The organism is Pseudomonas sp. Wu6, from assembly GCF_019891515.1.
GTDB classification, from domain to species: domain Bacteria; phylum Pseudomonadota; class Gammaproteobacteria; order Pseudomonadales; family Pseudomonadaceae; genus Aquipseudomonas; species Aquipseudomonas orientalis_A.
Genome location: NZ_JAFLXH010000016.1, coordinates 38,017 through 51,136 on the forward strand (window position 1 = coordinate 38,017; position 13,120 = coordinate 51,136).

Sequence of the window (13,120 nt, forward strand, 5' to 3'; positions counted from 1 at the left end):
CCTCCCCGTTCAGCTTCTAGAGTGGCCCGCATGAAATTACGTAAGAAACGCGTCAGTCCGATCGGATTGAACGACATCACCATCGTCGACGACAACAAGATGCGCAAGGCGATCACCGCCGCCGCATTGGGCAACGCCATGGAATGGTTCGACTTTGGCGTCTATGGTTTTGTCGCCTATGTGCTGGGCAAGGTGTTCTTCCCGGACGCGTCCCCCAGCGTACAAATGATCGCTGCACTGGCCACTTTCTCCGTGCCCTTCCTGATCCGTCCACTGGGCGGTCTGTTCTTTGGCGCCCTGGGTGACAAATACGGGCGGCAGAAGGTCCTTGCCGCCACCATCGTGATCATGTCCCTGAGCACCTTCGCCATCGGACTGATTCCCGGTTATGCGTCCATTGGTATCTGGGCGCCGATCCTGTTGCTGCTGTGCAAAATGGCCCAGGGCTTCTCGGTGGGCGGCGAATACACCGGCGCGTCGATTTTCGTTGCCGAATACGCCCCGGACCGCAAACGCGGCTTCCTGGGCAGTTGGTTGGACTTCGGCTCGATTGCCGGCTTCGTGCTGGGCGCGGGCGTGGTGGTATTGATTTCCACAGTGCTCGGTGAAGCCGAATTCGAGGCCTGGGGCTGGCGCCTGCCGTTCTTCCTGGCCCTGCCGCTGGGCATCATCGGCCTGTACCTGCGTCACGCCCTGGAAGAGACCCCGGCGTTCCAGCAACATGTCGACAAGCTCGAACAGGGTGACCGCGAGGGCCTCAGCCATGGCCCCAAGGTGTCGTTCAAAGAGATCGCCACCAAGCACTGGCGCAGCCTGCTGACCTGCATCGGTATCGTTGCGGCTACCAACGTGACCTACTACATGCTGCTCACGTACATGCCCAGCTACCTGTCGCACAACCTGCATTACGCCGAAAACAGCGGCGTGTTGATCATCATTGCGATCATGGTCGGCATGCTGTTCGTACAACCGTTCATCGGTTTTGTCAGCGACAAGATCGGCCGCAAACCCTTCATCATCGCCGGCAGCATCGGCCTGCTGTGCCTGTCGATTCCGGCGTTCATGCTGATTACCAGCGGCAAGACCGGGCTGATCTTCAGCGGCCTGCTGATCCTGGCGATCGTGCTGAACTTCTTTATCGGCGTAATGGCCTCCACGCTGCCAGCTATGTTTCCTACACATCTGCGCTACAGTGCATTGGCCAGTGCGTTCAACGTCTCGGTACTGATTGCCGGCGTCACGCCCACCGCGGTGGCGTGGCTGGTGGAAAGCACCAACGACCTGTACATGCCGGCTTATTACTTGATGGTATTCGCCGTGGTAGGCCTGGTTACCGGCCTGACCATGAAGGAAACCGCCAATAAACCCCTGCGCGGCGCGGCTCCGGCGGCGTCGGATATGGAAGAGGCCAAGGAATTGCTGCAAGAGCATCATGACAATATCGAGCAGAAGATCGAGGACATCGATGCCGAAATTGCAGCCCTTCAGGCCAAGCGGGAAAACCTGGTGCAGCAGCACCCACGGATTAATTAAGACCTGACTGTGCGTGGTCGCGGCCTGCGGCCACGCACATTGGAGTGATCACATGGTTCCAAGCGTCACCTATGCACAATCGCTCCTGAGCGCCGACGAACGCGCGGCCATCGCCGAAATCGAAGCGAGCACCAATATTCTCAAGCTGGTCACCCGCCTGACCGGTATGCGCTTTGCCGGCATCGCCAAATTCACCGACCTGGAGTGGGTGGTGTGCTCGGCTTATGACCCTCTGCAGATGGGCATCCACGTCGACGACGTACTCGACCTGGAAACCACCCTGTGCAGTGAATTCTGCATCAATCCCCAAACCCTGTTCGTGCCGCAGATCAGCGTCGACGGGCGCTTTGCCACACGCCCGGTGGTCAAGAAATACGCCATCGAAAGCTATGCCGGCGCGCCGATTTTCCTGCCCGACGGGCGCCTGTTCGGTGCGCTGTGCGCGCTCGATTCACGCGCCATGCTGTTCGACGATCCCAACCTGCCGGAAACCCTGAGCCTGTTCGCCCGACTGATCGGCTGCATCTTCTACGCTAACCTGGCCCCGGCCGATCAGTGACCGCCGCCCTGCCCGTCCAGCATCGCTCGCTGCATCCTCGTGTTGCCAACAGCGCTACTTGAAGAAATGACTCGGCGTCTTGCCAAACTGTTTCTTGAACATGCTGGTAAAGGCGCTCGGGCTGTCATACCCAAGCTTCAGGGCCACATCGATAATCTTCTCGCCCACCGCGATGCGCTCCAGCGCCAACAGCAAGCGTGCCTGTTGGCGCCACTGGCCGAAGGTCATGCCGGTTTCGCGACGGAACAGGCGCTGGATGGTGGTTTGATCCAGGTCCAAACGCGCGCTCCAGTCAGCGACCGTGGACGCATCACTTGGGTCTTGCTGCAAGGTCAGGCAGATGCGGTTGATACGCGGGTCGGCGGGCTGCGGCAGGGATAAGGGCAGTGCGGGCAGGATCGCCAGCTCATCGAGCATCAGGCGCATGATCCTGGCGTCACGCGAGTTCTCGGCATAGGGCGGTTTCAAGCTGACCGAGGCCTTGATCAATTCACCCAGCAACGGCGACACCGTCACCGCCTTCGGCTCGGTCGGCAGGTTGGGAAAGCTGTCCGGGCGCACGAAGACGCTGCGCATTTTCAGCGTGCCCACGCAGCGCAGCGCATGCACATGCCCGCAGGGTATCCAGAAGCCACGGTTGGGGGGCACCGTCCACTGGTTCAGCGCCGAATTCACCACCATCACGCCCTCGATGGCGTAGAGCAACTGATGCTTGTTATGACTGTGTTCGGGAATCACCCAGTTTTGCGGATAATCAGTGGCCGAGCTGATGACGGCCCAATCGCCTTCATCGATCTCCTGAAGGAATTTGTCGAGGGATTTGATGATTTCGCCCTTTTTGCGAGGTTTTCTGCCCGAATTTCGCGAGACAGGCATTTTTGCCGACTCTAGCATAGCGCCCGAAACAATTAGAAATGGGCCGTCGGCTCACGTACTGTCTGCCCTTGTTAGCTGCCTTGTATGGAATGCCTGAATGTCGACCCTCACTGCGACACCCGCCGCTGCAACCACCACGCCCCAGATAAGCCCGCTGGTCATGCGCGTGCTCGGCGCCTGCGCCCTGGCGCACCTGATCAATGACTTGATTCAGGCCGTGCTGCCGTCGATCTACCCGATGCTCAAGGCCAACTATGGCCTGACGTTTACCCAGGTCGGCCTGATCACCCTGACCTTCCAACTGACCGCCTCCCTGCTGCAACCGTGGATCGGCTACCACACCGACCGTCACCCCAAGCCCTGGCTGTTGCCGGCGGGCATGGTCTGCACCTTGATCGGCATCCTGATGCTGGCATTCGTCGGCAGCTTCCCCGCGATTCTGCTGGCGGCGGCGTTGGTGGGAGTCGGCTCGTCGACGTTTCATCCGGAAACGTCCCGCGTGGCACGCCTGGCCTCCGGCGGCCGCTACGGTTTGGCGCAATCGACCTTCCAGGTCGGCGGCAACACCGGCAGCGCCTTCGGCCCGTTGCTGGCGGCGGCCATCATCATTCCTTACGGCCAGTCCCATATCGCCTGGTTCGGCCTGTTCGCGGTGTTCGCAATCGGGGTGCTGTACGGCTTGAGCCGCTGGTACCGTCACCACCTCAACCTGTTCAAGCTCAAGCAAGGCGGCCAGGCGACCCACGGTTTGTCCAAAGGCCGCGTGACCTTTGCCCTGGTGGTACTGGCGCTGCTGGTGTTCTCCAAATATTGGTACATGACCAGCCTGACCAGCTACTTCACGTTCTACCTGATCGAAAAATTCCAGCTGTCGGTCGCCAGCTCCCAGATGTACCTGTTCCTGTTCCTCGGCGCGGTGGCCGTGGGCACCTTCGCCGGCGGACCGATCGGCGACCGGATCGGCCGCAAGAAAGTCATCTGGTTCTCGATTCTCGGCGCCGCGCCGTTCACCCTCGCCCTACCCTATGTCGACCTGTTCTGGACCGCCGTACTCAGCGTGGTCATCGGCTTTATCATCGCCTCGGCGTTCTCGGCCATCGTGGTGTTCGCCCAGGAACTGGTGCCGGGCAATGTCGGCATGATCGCAGGGATATTCTTCGGCCTGATGTTCGGTTTCAGCGGGATTGGCGCGGCGTTGCTGGGCTTGCTCGCGGATCACCATGGCATCGAATACGTCTACAAAATCTGCTCGTTCCTGCCGCTGGCGGGCATCCTGACGATCTTTTTGCCTTCGACCAAAGGCGTCTGACTCTGTGGGAGGGGGCTTGCCCCCGATGGCGGTGTTTCAGTCAAGTAGATGCCGACTGACACATCGCTATCGGGGGCAAGCCCCCTCCCACATTGGTACGTGTCGTCTAGGTGCGTCGCGTAAACCCATTGACGACGATATACAACAACGGCCCCACCGACACGAACACCGCCGTCAACAGGAAATAGGGGATCAACGACGCCACGGAGCGCCCTCGCCCGCGCGCGTCCCGGTACATCCACACACACGCCAGGATCGCCATCAGGTACAGGTCAATCACCACTTGCGCGGTGTCCGGCCGCGACATCAGTTCCTGGCCGAACGCAATGAGCGATTGCTCGGCCGTCAGCATCGTCGCCACGGTATACAACGAAAAGCCGAGCAAAGCGGCCAGGGCGATGTAGGGTTTAGGCATGTTCTCCTCCTTGAAGTGCAATGTGGATGATCAGGCCGCTTACCTTAGCAGTAAGCTGGCACTGGCAAATATCTGTACGTAGACTGCCGTCATACCTCCATTCGAAGGCGGCGAAAAAAACCTGATGCAAGTTACCGAAGTCTCCATTGCCCAATTGCGCGCTGCGCTTGAATCCGGCCACACCACTGCCGTTGAACTGGTGCGCGCCTACCTGGCGCGGATCGAAGCCTATGACGGCCCGCAGACCGCTACCGCGCTGAATGCTTTGGTGGTGCGCAATCCCGACGCCTTGAAGGAAGCCCAAGCGTCCGATGCACGCCGGGCGCACGGCCAGACCCTGGGGCCGCTGGATGGCATTCCCTATACCGCCAAGGACAGTTACCTGGTCAAGGGCCTCACCGCCGCGTCCGGCAGCCCGGCATTCGCCAAGCTGATCGCCCAGCGCGATGCCTTCACCATTGAACGCCTGCGCGCCGGCGGCGCCATCTGCCTGGGCAAGACCAATATGCCGCCCATGGCCAACGGCGGCATGCAGCGCGGTGTCTATGGCCGTGCCGAAAGCCCGTACAACGCTGCCTACCTCACTGCACCGTTCGCCTCGGGTTCGTCCAATGGCGCCGGCACGGCGACAGCGGCAAGCTTCGCCGCATTCGGCCTGGCCGAAGAAACCTGGTCGAGCGGTCGCGGCCCGGCCTCCAACAACGGCTTGTGTGCGTACACGCCTTCGCGTGGGGTGATTTCGGTGCGCGGCAACTGGCCGCTGACCCCGACCATGGACGTGGTGGTGCCCTATGCGCGCACCATGGCGGACCTGCTGGAAGTGCTCGACGTGGTGGTCGCCGACGACCCGGACACCCGTGGCGACCTGTGGCGCCTGCAACCCTGGGTGCCGATTCCCAGCGTCAGCTCGGTACGCCCGGCATCGTATGCCGAACTCGCAGAGGGCAGCGCGGCCCTCGCCGGCAAACGCTTCGGTGTGCCGCGCATGTACATCAACGCCGACCCCGAGGCCGGCACCAGCGAAAAACCGGGGATCGGCGGGCCGACCGGGCAGAAAATCCACACCCGCGCCTCGGTGATCGAGCTGTGGCAGGCCGCGCGCCAGGCTCTGGAAGCCGCCGGCGCGGAAATCATCGAGGTGGATTTCCCCTTGGTGTCCAATTGCGAAGGCGACCGCCCCGGCGCGCCGACGGTGTTCACCCGTGGCTTGGTGCCCCGGCAGTTTCTGCACGATGAGTTGTGGGAACTGTCGGCCTGGGCCTTTGATGATTTCCTGCGCGCCAACGGCGATCCGGCCCTGAACCGCCTGGCGGATGTCGATGGCCCGAAAATCTTCCCCCACGACCCCGGCACCCTGCCCAACCGCGAAGACGACCTGGCCGCCGGCATGGACGAATACGTGCGCATGGCCCAGCGCGGTATCACGCCGTGGAACGAGATCGACACATTGCCTGACGGCTTGCGCGGTCTTGAGCAAACCCGTCGCCTGGACCTGGAGGACTGGATGGACACGCTGCGCCTCGACGCGGTGCTGTTTCCGACTGTGGCTGATGTTGGGCCCGCTGATGCGGATGTCAACGAAGCTTCTGCCGATATCGCCTGGAGCAATGGCGTGTGGGTGGCCAATGGCAACCTTGCCATTCGCCATCTCGGCGTGCCTACGGTCACCGTCCCGATGGGGGTGATGGCGGACATTGGCATGCCGGTCGGGCTGACGTTTGCCGGGCGGGCCTATGATGATTCGGCGCTGTTGCGCTTTGCGGCGGCGTTTGAGGCCACTGGTAACAAACGGGTAATTCCGCCGCGGACACCGCCGCTGTAGGCCGATTTGTCATGTCCGAGGCCCAAATGTGGGAGGGGGCTTGCCCCCGATGGCGGCCTCAGGGCTGGCCAGTATCTTGGATCAGACCGAGTACATATCCATTATGTAGGTCACGGCCGCTTAGGGTTCCGCTTTTACAGCGGCTCACTTTTGAAAAGCGCAAAAGTAAGCAAAACGCTCTTGCCCCACCACTCGGCACCTCGCTCATGCTCGGTGTGCCCTCACTCCGGCTTGAATCCGTGGGCCGCCGCCACGCGCCATCCATGGCGCGGGGCGGCTAACCCGGCGTCCTGCCGGGTTGCCCACGGATTCAAGCCTGCGTTCGGCCAGCGTGGTTTAACGGGGCGCCTGAGATCAAGATCAAAAGCGACTCGCTGCGCATCGTGGTTACGGGTGGGCGCGGCTGCTTTGTGTAGGAGCGAGCTTGCTCGCGAAAAACGCACAGGCGCCGCGTTGATTCAGGAAGCACGCGGTATCATTGACGTTTTTCGCGAGCAAGCTCGCTCCTGCAGTGGCGTCAACACTTTGGCTGTAGCCTCAAGCAGTGCGACGCTGCCACTCGTCCACCACATCGCCCAGTGTCTTGGGCGCGCCGTTGCGTATCCAGGCCATGAATGGACGGTTGAACTTGAATGCCGGGCCGCAGTGTTCAAGCATGAAACGGCGCACGTTTTGGGTATTCCTGTAGCTCGGGGTTACGGGTGTATCGCGGGTGATGACGCCACTGTGCCAGTCGAAATCCATGTTATGCCTCGCGGGTGGGATGCTGGGCACCAACATAACCGCAAATCAGCCACGGATCACCATTGCACCACCTTGCGCACGGTCATCAATGCCTGGCGTAACGCTGTCATCGACACCGACCCCAGGGCCAGGCGCAGCGCATGGGGTACATGGGCGGAGACGGCAAACGGTTCGGCGGTGGATACGCAGATGCCCTCGCGCTGCAAGCTCATGGCTACTTGGTCGGCGCGGGTGTCTTCGGTCAGCGGAAGCCACAGGAAATACGACGAAGGATGGCTGATGCAGGTCAACCCCGTGAGCACCTGCGCCGCCAGGCGTTGCCGGGCCTGGGCATCTTCGCGTTTTTGCGCCTCCAGCCGCGCGACGGTGCCATCTTCGATCCAGGCCACGGCGATCGCGCTCATCACTCCCGGTACGTTCCAGGTGGTTGCCATCAGGCTGCGCTCCAGGCGTTTGACCCACGCCAGGGGCGCCGCGACAAAACCCACGCGCAAGCCAGTGGCGACACTCTTGGAAAACCCACCCACGTACACCGTGCGCTCAGGCGCCAGCGTCGCCAGCGGCGGCGGTGCGTGTTCAGCGAGAAACGCGTAGGCGGCGTCCTCGATGATCATCAGTTGATGCTGTCGGGCGATCGCCACCAGGCGCTCGCGCTGCGCCAGGCTCATCACCCAGCCCAGCGGGTTATGCACGGTCGGCATGCTGTAGACCGCGCGCACCGGGCGCTTGCGGCACAGGGCCTGCAGGTGATCCAGGTCCGGGCCGGTGGCGCCGGCCGGGATTGCGACGATTTCCAGGTGCAGGGTTTCGGCCAGCACTTTCAAACCCGAATAGGTCAACGCGTCGACGGCAATCACGTCGCCGGGTTTGAGCAGCGCCATCATCGTCACTGCCAGGCCGTGCTGGGCCCCGCTGACGAGCAATACCTGCTCTGCCTGCGCTGCCAGTCCGCGATCCACTAGGTGCCGCGCGACCACCGCACGCTCATGCAGGCGGCCGGCATGGGGTTGATAACGCAACAGCGCTTCAAGGTCGCCGGACAACGCCAGTTGGCGCAGCGCGTTGCGCAGCAAGTCTGCCTGGCCGGGCAATGACGGGTAGTTGAAATTCAGGTCGAGCATGCCGGTCGCCACAGGCATCTGCCCGCTGCCCTGCCCCGGCGGCAACGCTATCTCGCGCACGAAGGTGCCACGCCCGGTCTCACCACTGACCAGTCCCATCGCCTCCAACTCGCTGTACACCCGGCTCGCCGTCGCCAGCGCCAGCCCATGGTCGGCGGCGAGTTGACGGTGGGTGGGCAGGCGTGTGCCGGGTGGCATCTTCCCTGAACGAATGGCCTCGGCGAACGTATCGACCAAGGATTTATAGCGAGCACGCGGCATAGTCGCTGTATCCATGACAATTTTTTGATTGCTCCAATCTTCGTCCCTAGGATGGCGCTTACGCAACTTTCCTTTTTTGGACATCGCCATGCAACGCACCTCCCTGTTCGACACCCTGGACACCCGCACCCAGGGCTGGATCAACGGTTTTATCGGCGTGGTGATTTTCAGCGGCTCGTTACCGGCCACACGCCTGGCGGTGATGGAGTTCGACCCGGTGTTCTTGACCATGATCCGCGCGACACTCGCGGCCATCCTGGGGATGTGCCTGCTGCGGAGGTTCAAGGAAAAACGCCCCACCCGCCAACAATGGGCGCCCTTGGCCATCGTCGCGCTCGGCGTGGTGATCGGGTTTCCGTTGCTGACCGCGCTCGCGCTGCAATACGTGACCTCGGCGCACTCCATTGTGTTTATCGGCCTGCTGCCACTGGCAACGGCCCTTTTCGCTGTACTGCGCGGCGGTGAGCGGCCAGGGCGGGTGTTCTGGTTGTTTTCGCTGCTGGGCAGTGCGCTGGTGGTGGGTTACGCCTTCGCCCAGGGCCTGAGCGCCGCGCCCGCCGGGGATGTGCTGATGCTGTTGGCGGTGCTGGTCTGCGGCCTGGGCTATGCCGAAGGCGCCACGCTGTCACGTAGCCTCGGCGGCTGGCAGGTGATTTGCTGGGCCCTGGTGGCGGCGCTGCCCATCGTCGCGCCGTTGAGCCTGCTGCTGGCACCCGCCTCGTTCACCGGCATCAGCCTGCCGGCTTGGCTGAGCCTGGGTTACGTGGCCATGTTCAGCATGTTGATCGGCTTTGTGTTCTGGTATCGCGGCCTGGCCCAGGGAGGCATTGCCGCAGTCGGCCAGTTGCAGCTGCTGCAACCGTTCTTCGGCCTGGCCCTGGCGGCGGGCCTGTTGCATGAGCAGGTGAGCCTGGGGATGCTGGTGGTCACGTTGGCGGTGATCGGTTGCGTGGCCGGAGCCAAAAGGTTCGCACGCTAGCGCGACGGCCCAAGGCCTGCTAAACAGAAGTGTCGTCCCCCACCCTATTGCCAATCGAGGACTGCACCGATGACGCGTCTCACCGCCAAAGACTTTGCGCCCGAGCTGCTGGAACTCTACGACGGCTACGCCCACGGCACGCTTAACCGCCGCGAATTTCTCGACCGCGCCGCACTGTTTACCCTGGGTGGCCTGACCGCCTCGGCCCTGCTCGCAGCCCTGAGCCCCAACTATGCGCTGGCCGAACAGGTGAAATTCACCGATCCCGACATCGTCGCCGACTACATCACCTACCCGTCACCCAAGGGTAACGGCACCGTACGCGGCTACCTGGTGCGGCCGGCCAAGGCCGTCGGCAAGTTACCTGCGGTGGTGGTGGTGCATGAAAACCGTGGTCTGAACCCCTATATCGAAGACGTCGCACGGCGCCTGGCCAAGGCCGGCTTTATCGCCCTGGCGCCGGATGGCCTGACCTCGGTGGGCGGCTACCCCGGTAACGATGAAAAAGGCGTGGCCCTGCAGCAGACCGTCGACCCGACCAAGCTGATGAACGACTTCTTCGCCGCCATCGAGTGGCTGATGCACCACGACAGCAGCACCGGCAAAGTCGGCATCACCGGCTTCTGTTATGGCGGCGGCGTGACCAACGCAGCGGCAGTGGCCTACCCGGAGCTGGGCGCGGCCGTGTCGTTCTATGGACGCCAGCCCGAAGCCAGGGACGTGCCGCGCATCAAGGCGCCGATCATGCTGCATTACGGTGAGCTGGATGCGCCAAAAAGCCCCCGAGCGCACGCGTGCCGGTCATTCCTGGATGAGCGTCCCGTGGGACCACTGATGAGGGTAATAACTGTGCTTGAAGCCTACCGCAAACATATCGAAGAGCGTGCCGCCCTGGGTATCGTTCCCCAGCCGCTTAACGCCGAACAAACCGCAGGCCTGGTCGAGCTGCTGAAAAATCCTCCGGCTGGCGAAGAAGAATTCCTCGTTGACCTGATCACCAACCGTATTCCACCAGGCGTTGATGAAGCGGCCTACGTCAAGGCCGGCTTCCTGTCCGCCCTGGCCAAAGGCGAAGCCACCTCCCCCCTGATCGACAAAAAGCGCGCGGTTGAACTGCTTGGCACCATGCAGGGCGGCTACAACATCGTGACGCTGGTCGAGCTGCTGGACGACGCCACCCTGGCGCCTGTCGCGGCCGCCCAGCTCAAGCACACCCTGCTGATGTTCGACGCCTTCCACGACGTCGCGGAAAAAGCCCGCAACGGCAACGAACACGCCAAGGGCGTGATCCAGTCCTGGGCTGACGGCGAGTGGTTCCGCAACCGCCCTACCCTGGCCGACAAGATCAGCCTGCGCGTGTTCAAGGTCACCGGCGAAACCAACACCGACGACCTGTCCCCTGCCCCGGACGCCTGGTCCCGCCCTGATATCCCGCTGCACGCCCTGGCCATGCTGAAAATGGCCCGCGAAGGCATCGTGCCGGACGAGCAAGGCAAGACCGGCCCGATGAAGCAGATCGAAGAGATGCGCGGCCAGGGCTTCCCGATCGCCTACGTCGGTGACGTGGTCGGTACCGGTTCGTCGCGTAAATCGGCCACCAACTCGGTGCTGTGGTTCTTCGGCGACGACGTACCTTACGTGCCGAACAAGCGCGCCGGCGGCTTCTGCTTCGGCAGCAAGATCGCACCGATCTTCTACAACACCATGGAAGATGCGGGCGCACTGCCGATCGAGTTCGACGTCAGCAACATGAACATGGGCGACGTGATCGACCTGTACCCCCATGCTGGCAAAGTCTGCAAGCACGGCACCGACGAAGTGATCACCACCTTCGAAATGAAGACCCCGGTGCTGTTGGACGAAGTGCGCGCCGGCGGCCGTATTCCGCTGATCATCGGTCGCGGCCTGACCGACAAGGCCCGTGCCGAACTGGGCCTGGGCCCTACCGACCTGTTCAAGTTGCCTGAAGCGCCTGTCGACACCGGCAAAGGCTTCACCCTGGCACAGAAAATGGTCGGCAAGGCATGCGGCCTGCCGGAAGGCAAAGGCGTTCGTCCAGGTACGTACTGCGAACCGAAGATGACCACCGTCGGCTCCCAGGACACCACCGGTCCAATGACCCGTGATGAACTCAAAGACCTGGCGTGCCTGGGCTTCTCGACCGACCTGGTGATGCAGTCGTTCTGCCACACCGCGGCCTATCCCAAGCCGATCGACGTGACCACCCACCACACCCTGCCTGACTTCATCATGACCCGTGGCGGTGTATCGCTGCGTCCAGGCGACGGCATCATCCACAGCTGGCTGAACCGCATGCTGCTGCCGGACACCGTGGGTACCGGTGGTGACTCCCACACCCGCTTCCCGATGGGCATCTCCTTCCCGGCCGGTTCCGGCCTGGTGGCGTTTGCCGCAGCCACTGGCGTGATGCCACTGGACATGCCGGAATCGATCCTGGTGCGTTTCAAAGGCAAGATGAAGCCTGGCATCACCCTGCGTGACCTGGTGCACGCCATTCCTTACTACGCGATCCAGGCTGGCCTGCTGACCGTAGAGAAGAAAGGCAAGAAAAACGCCTTCTCCGGCCGCATCCTGGAAATCGAAGGCCTGAACGACCTGACGCTGGAGCAGGCTTTCGAGCTGTCCGACGCCTCGGCCGAACGTTCGGCTGCCGGTTGCACCATCAAGCTGTCCAAGGACTCCGTCACCGAGTACCTGAACTCCAACATCACCCTGCTGCGCTGGATGATCGGTGAAGGCTACGGTGATGCGCGTACCCTGGAACGTCGCGCCCAAGCGATGGAAGCCTGGGTGGCCAATCCGGAGCTGATGGAAGCCGATGCCGACGCCGAATACGCCGAAGTGATCGAGATCGACCTGGCCGAAATCAACGAGCCGATCCTCTGCGCGCCGAACGACCCGGACGATGCCCGTCTGCTGTCCAGCGTTGCCGGTGAGAAGATCGACGAAGTGTTTATCGGTTCGTGCATGACCAACATCGGTCACTTCCGCGCTGCCGGCAAGCTGCTGGAACAGGTCAAGGGCCAGCTGCCAACCCGTCTGTGGCTGTCGCCGCCGACCAAGATGGACGCTCACCAACTGACCGAAGAAGGCTACTACGGCATCTACGGCAAGGCTGGCGCACGCATGGAAATGCCGGGCTGCTCGCTGTGCATGGGTAACCAGGCACGCGTAGAGCCGAACTCGACTGTAGTGTCGACGTCGACTCGTAACTTCCCGAACCGTCTGGGTGACGGCGCCAACGTCTACCTGGCTTCGGCCGAGCTGGCGGCAGTGGCTTCTACCCTGGGTCGCCTGCCGACTGTGGAAGAGTACATGGGCTACGCAGCGAAACTGGACACTATGGCCAGTGACGTCTACCGCTACCTGAACTTCGACCAGATTGCCGAGTTCCGCAAGATCGCGGCAAGCGCCAACATCCCGGTGATTCAAGCTTAACGGTGTGTTGATGTAGCTAACGCCGCGTATCGCAAGATACGC

10 protein-coding genes and 1 pseudogene are annotated in these 13,120 nt (G+C 62.4%); 7 read left to right on the top strand and 4 right to left on the bottom strand.

Annotated elements, in window-relative coordinates; all coding sequences use genetic code 11:
- Positions 1 to 30: 30 nt before the first annotated feature.
- Together proP and J1G34_RS13230 are read left to right on the top strand one after the other, a co-directional pair.
- Positions 31 to 1,533, top strand: coding sequence for a glycine betaine/L-proline transporter ProP (gene proP, locus J1G34_RS13225; RefSeq protein WP_065885310.1), 1,503 nt, complete (start codon positions 31 to 33; stop codon positions 1,531 to 1,533).
- Between the two features lie 52 nt (positions 1,534 to 1,585).
- Positions 1,586 to 2,092, top strand: a complete 507-nt coding sequence (locus J1G34_RS13230; RefSeq protein WP_122685996.1) for a GAF domain-containing protein — start codon at positions 1,586 to 1,588, stop codon at positions 2,090 to 2,092.
- Positions 2,093 to 2,146: 54 nt separating this feature from the next.
- Here J1G34_RS13230 and J1G34_RS13235 read toward each other — a convergent pair whose 3' ends face one another.
- Positions 2,147 to 2,968, bottom strand: a complete 822-nt coding sequence (locus J1G34_RS13235) for an AraC family transcriptional regulator (protein WP_130139150.1) — start codon at positions 2,966 to 2,968, stop codon at positions 2,147 to 2,149.
- 97 nt (positions 2,969 to 3,065) lie between these two features.
- Between J1G34_RS13235 and J1G34_RS13240 the strand changes: the two genes are divergently transcribed.
- Positions 3,066 to 4,277 carry an MFS transporter gene (locus tag J1G34_RS13240; RefSeq protein ID WP_065885307.1) on the top strand — a complete coding sequence of 404 codons (1,212 nt, stop codon included), beginning with the start codon at positions 3,066 to 3,068 and terminating at the stop codon, positions 4,275 to 4,277.
- Positions 4,278 to 4,383: 106 nt separating this feature from the next.
- Here the strand turns inward: J1G34_RS13240 and J1G34_RS13245 are convergent, their stop codons facing one another.
- A complete protein-coding gene (locus J1G34_RS13245) occupies positions 4,384 to 4,692 on the bottom strand; it encodes a DUF2834 domain-containing protein (protein ID WP_065898317.1) in 309 nt (102 codons plus the stop codon).
- 121 nt (positions 4,693 to 4,813) lie between these two features.
- Here J1G34_RS13245 and J1G34_RS13250 point away from each other — a divergent pair, with 121 nt between their 5' ends.
- Positions 4,814 to 6,514, top strand: coding sequence for an amidase (locus tag J1G34_RS13250; RefSeq protein WP_222994185.1), 1,701 nt, complete (start codon positions 4,814 to 4,816; stop codon positions 6,512 to 6,514).
- A 537-nt stretch (positions 6,515 to 7,051) separates the two neighbouring features.
- On the opposite strand, the gene J1G34_RS13255 is transcribed toward J1G34_RS13250, so the two are convergent.
- Both J1G34_RS13255 and J1G34_RS13260 read right to left on the bottom strand, forming a co-directional pair.
- Entirely contained in the window at positions 7,052 to 7,258 is a 207-nt protein-coding gene (locus J1G34_RS13255; RefSeq protein ID WP_065895416.1) for a DUF6434 domain-containing protein, read from the bottom strand.
- 56 nt (positions 7,259 to 7,314) lie between these two features.
- Entirely contained in the window at positions 7,315 to 8,640 is a 1,326-nt protein-coding gene (locus J1G34_RS13260; protein ID WP_122560429.1) for an aminotransferase-like domain-containing protein, read from the bottom strand.
- Between the two features lie 88 nt (positions 8,641 to 8,728).
- On the opposite strand from J1G34_RS13260, the gene J1G34_RS13265 reads away from it, so the two are divergent.
- The 3 genes and pseudogenes from J1G34_RS13265 (at position 8,729) to acnB (ending at position 13,078) form a co-directional block, all read left to right on the top strand.
- Positions 8,729 to 9,619, top strand: a complete 891-nt coding sequence (locus tag J1G34_RS13265) for a DMT family transporter (protein ID WP_065898320.1) — start codon at positions 8,729 to 8,731, stop codon at positions 9,617 to 9,619.
- Positions 9,620 to 9,688: 69 nt separating this feature from the next.
- A pseudogene (locus J1G34_RS13270) lies at positions 9,689 to 10,387 on the top strand (dienelactone hydrolase family protein); the annotation flags it as partial.
- A gap of 81 nt (positions 10,388 to 10,468) precedes the next feature.
- Positions 10,469 to 13,078 (top strand): bifunctional aconitate hydratase 2/2-methylisocitrate dehydratase, encoded by a 2,610-nt coding sequence (gene acnB / locus J1G34_RS13275; protein ID WP_065885284.1) that lies wholly within the window; start codon positions 10,469 to 10,471, stop codon positions 13,076 to 13,078.
- The last annotated feature ends 42 nt before the right edge of the window (positions 13,079 to 13,120 follow it).

Bases quoted from the DNA above. Each gene is read 5' to 3' on its own strand.
- proP (WP_065885310.1), top strand. From the start codon at position 31: ATGAAATTACGTAAGAAACGCGTCAGTCCGATCGGATTGAACGACATC.
- J1G34_RS13230 (WP_122685996.1), top strand. From the start codon at position 1,586: ATGGTTCCAAGCGTCACCTATGCACAATCGCTCCTGAGCGCCGACGAA.
- J1G34_RS13235 (WP_130139150.1), bottom strand. From the start codon at position 2,968: ATGCCTGTCTCGCGAAATTCGGGCAGAAAACCTCGCAAAAAGGGCGAA.
- J1G34_RS13240 (WP_065885307.1), top strand. From the start codon at position 3,066: ATGTCGACCCTCACTGCGACACCCGCCGCTGCAACCACCACGCCCCAG.
- J1G34_RS13245 (WP_065898317.1), bottom strand. From the start codon at position 4,692: ATGCCTAAACCCTACATCGCCCTGGCCGCTTTGCTCGGCTTTTCGTTG.
- J1G34_RS13255 (WP_065895416.1), bottom strand. From the start codon at position 7,258: ATGGATTTCGACTGGCACAGTGGCGTCATCACCCGCGATACACCCGTA.
- J1G34_RS13260 (WP_122560429.1), bottom strand. From the start codon at position 8,640: ATGCCGCGTGCTCGCTATAAATCCTTGGTCGATACGTTCGCCGAGGCC.
- J1G34_RS13265 (WP_065898320.1), top strand. From the start codon at position 8,729: ATGCAACGCACCTCCCTGTTCGACACCCTGGACACCCGCACCCAGGGC.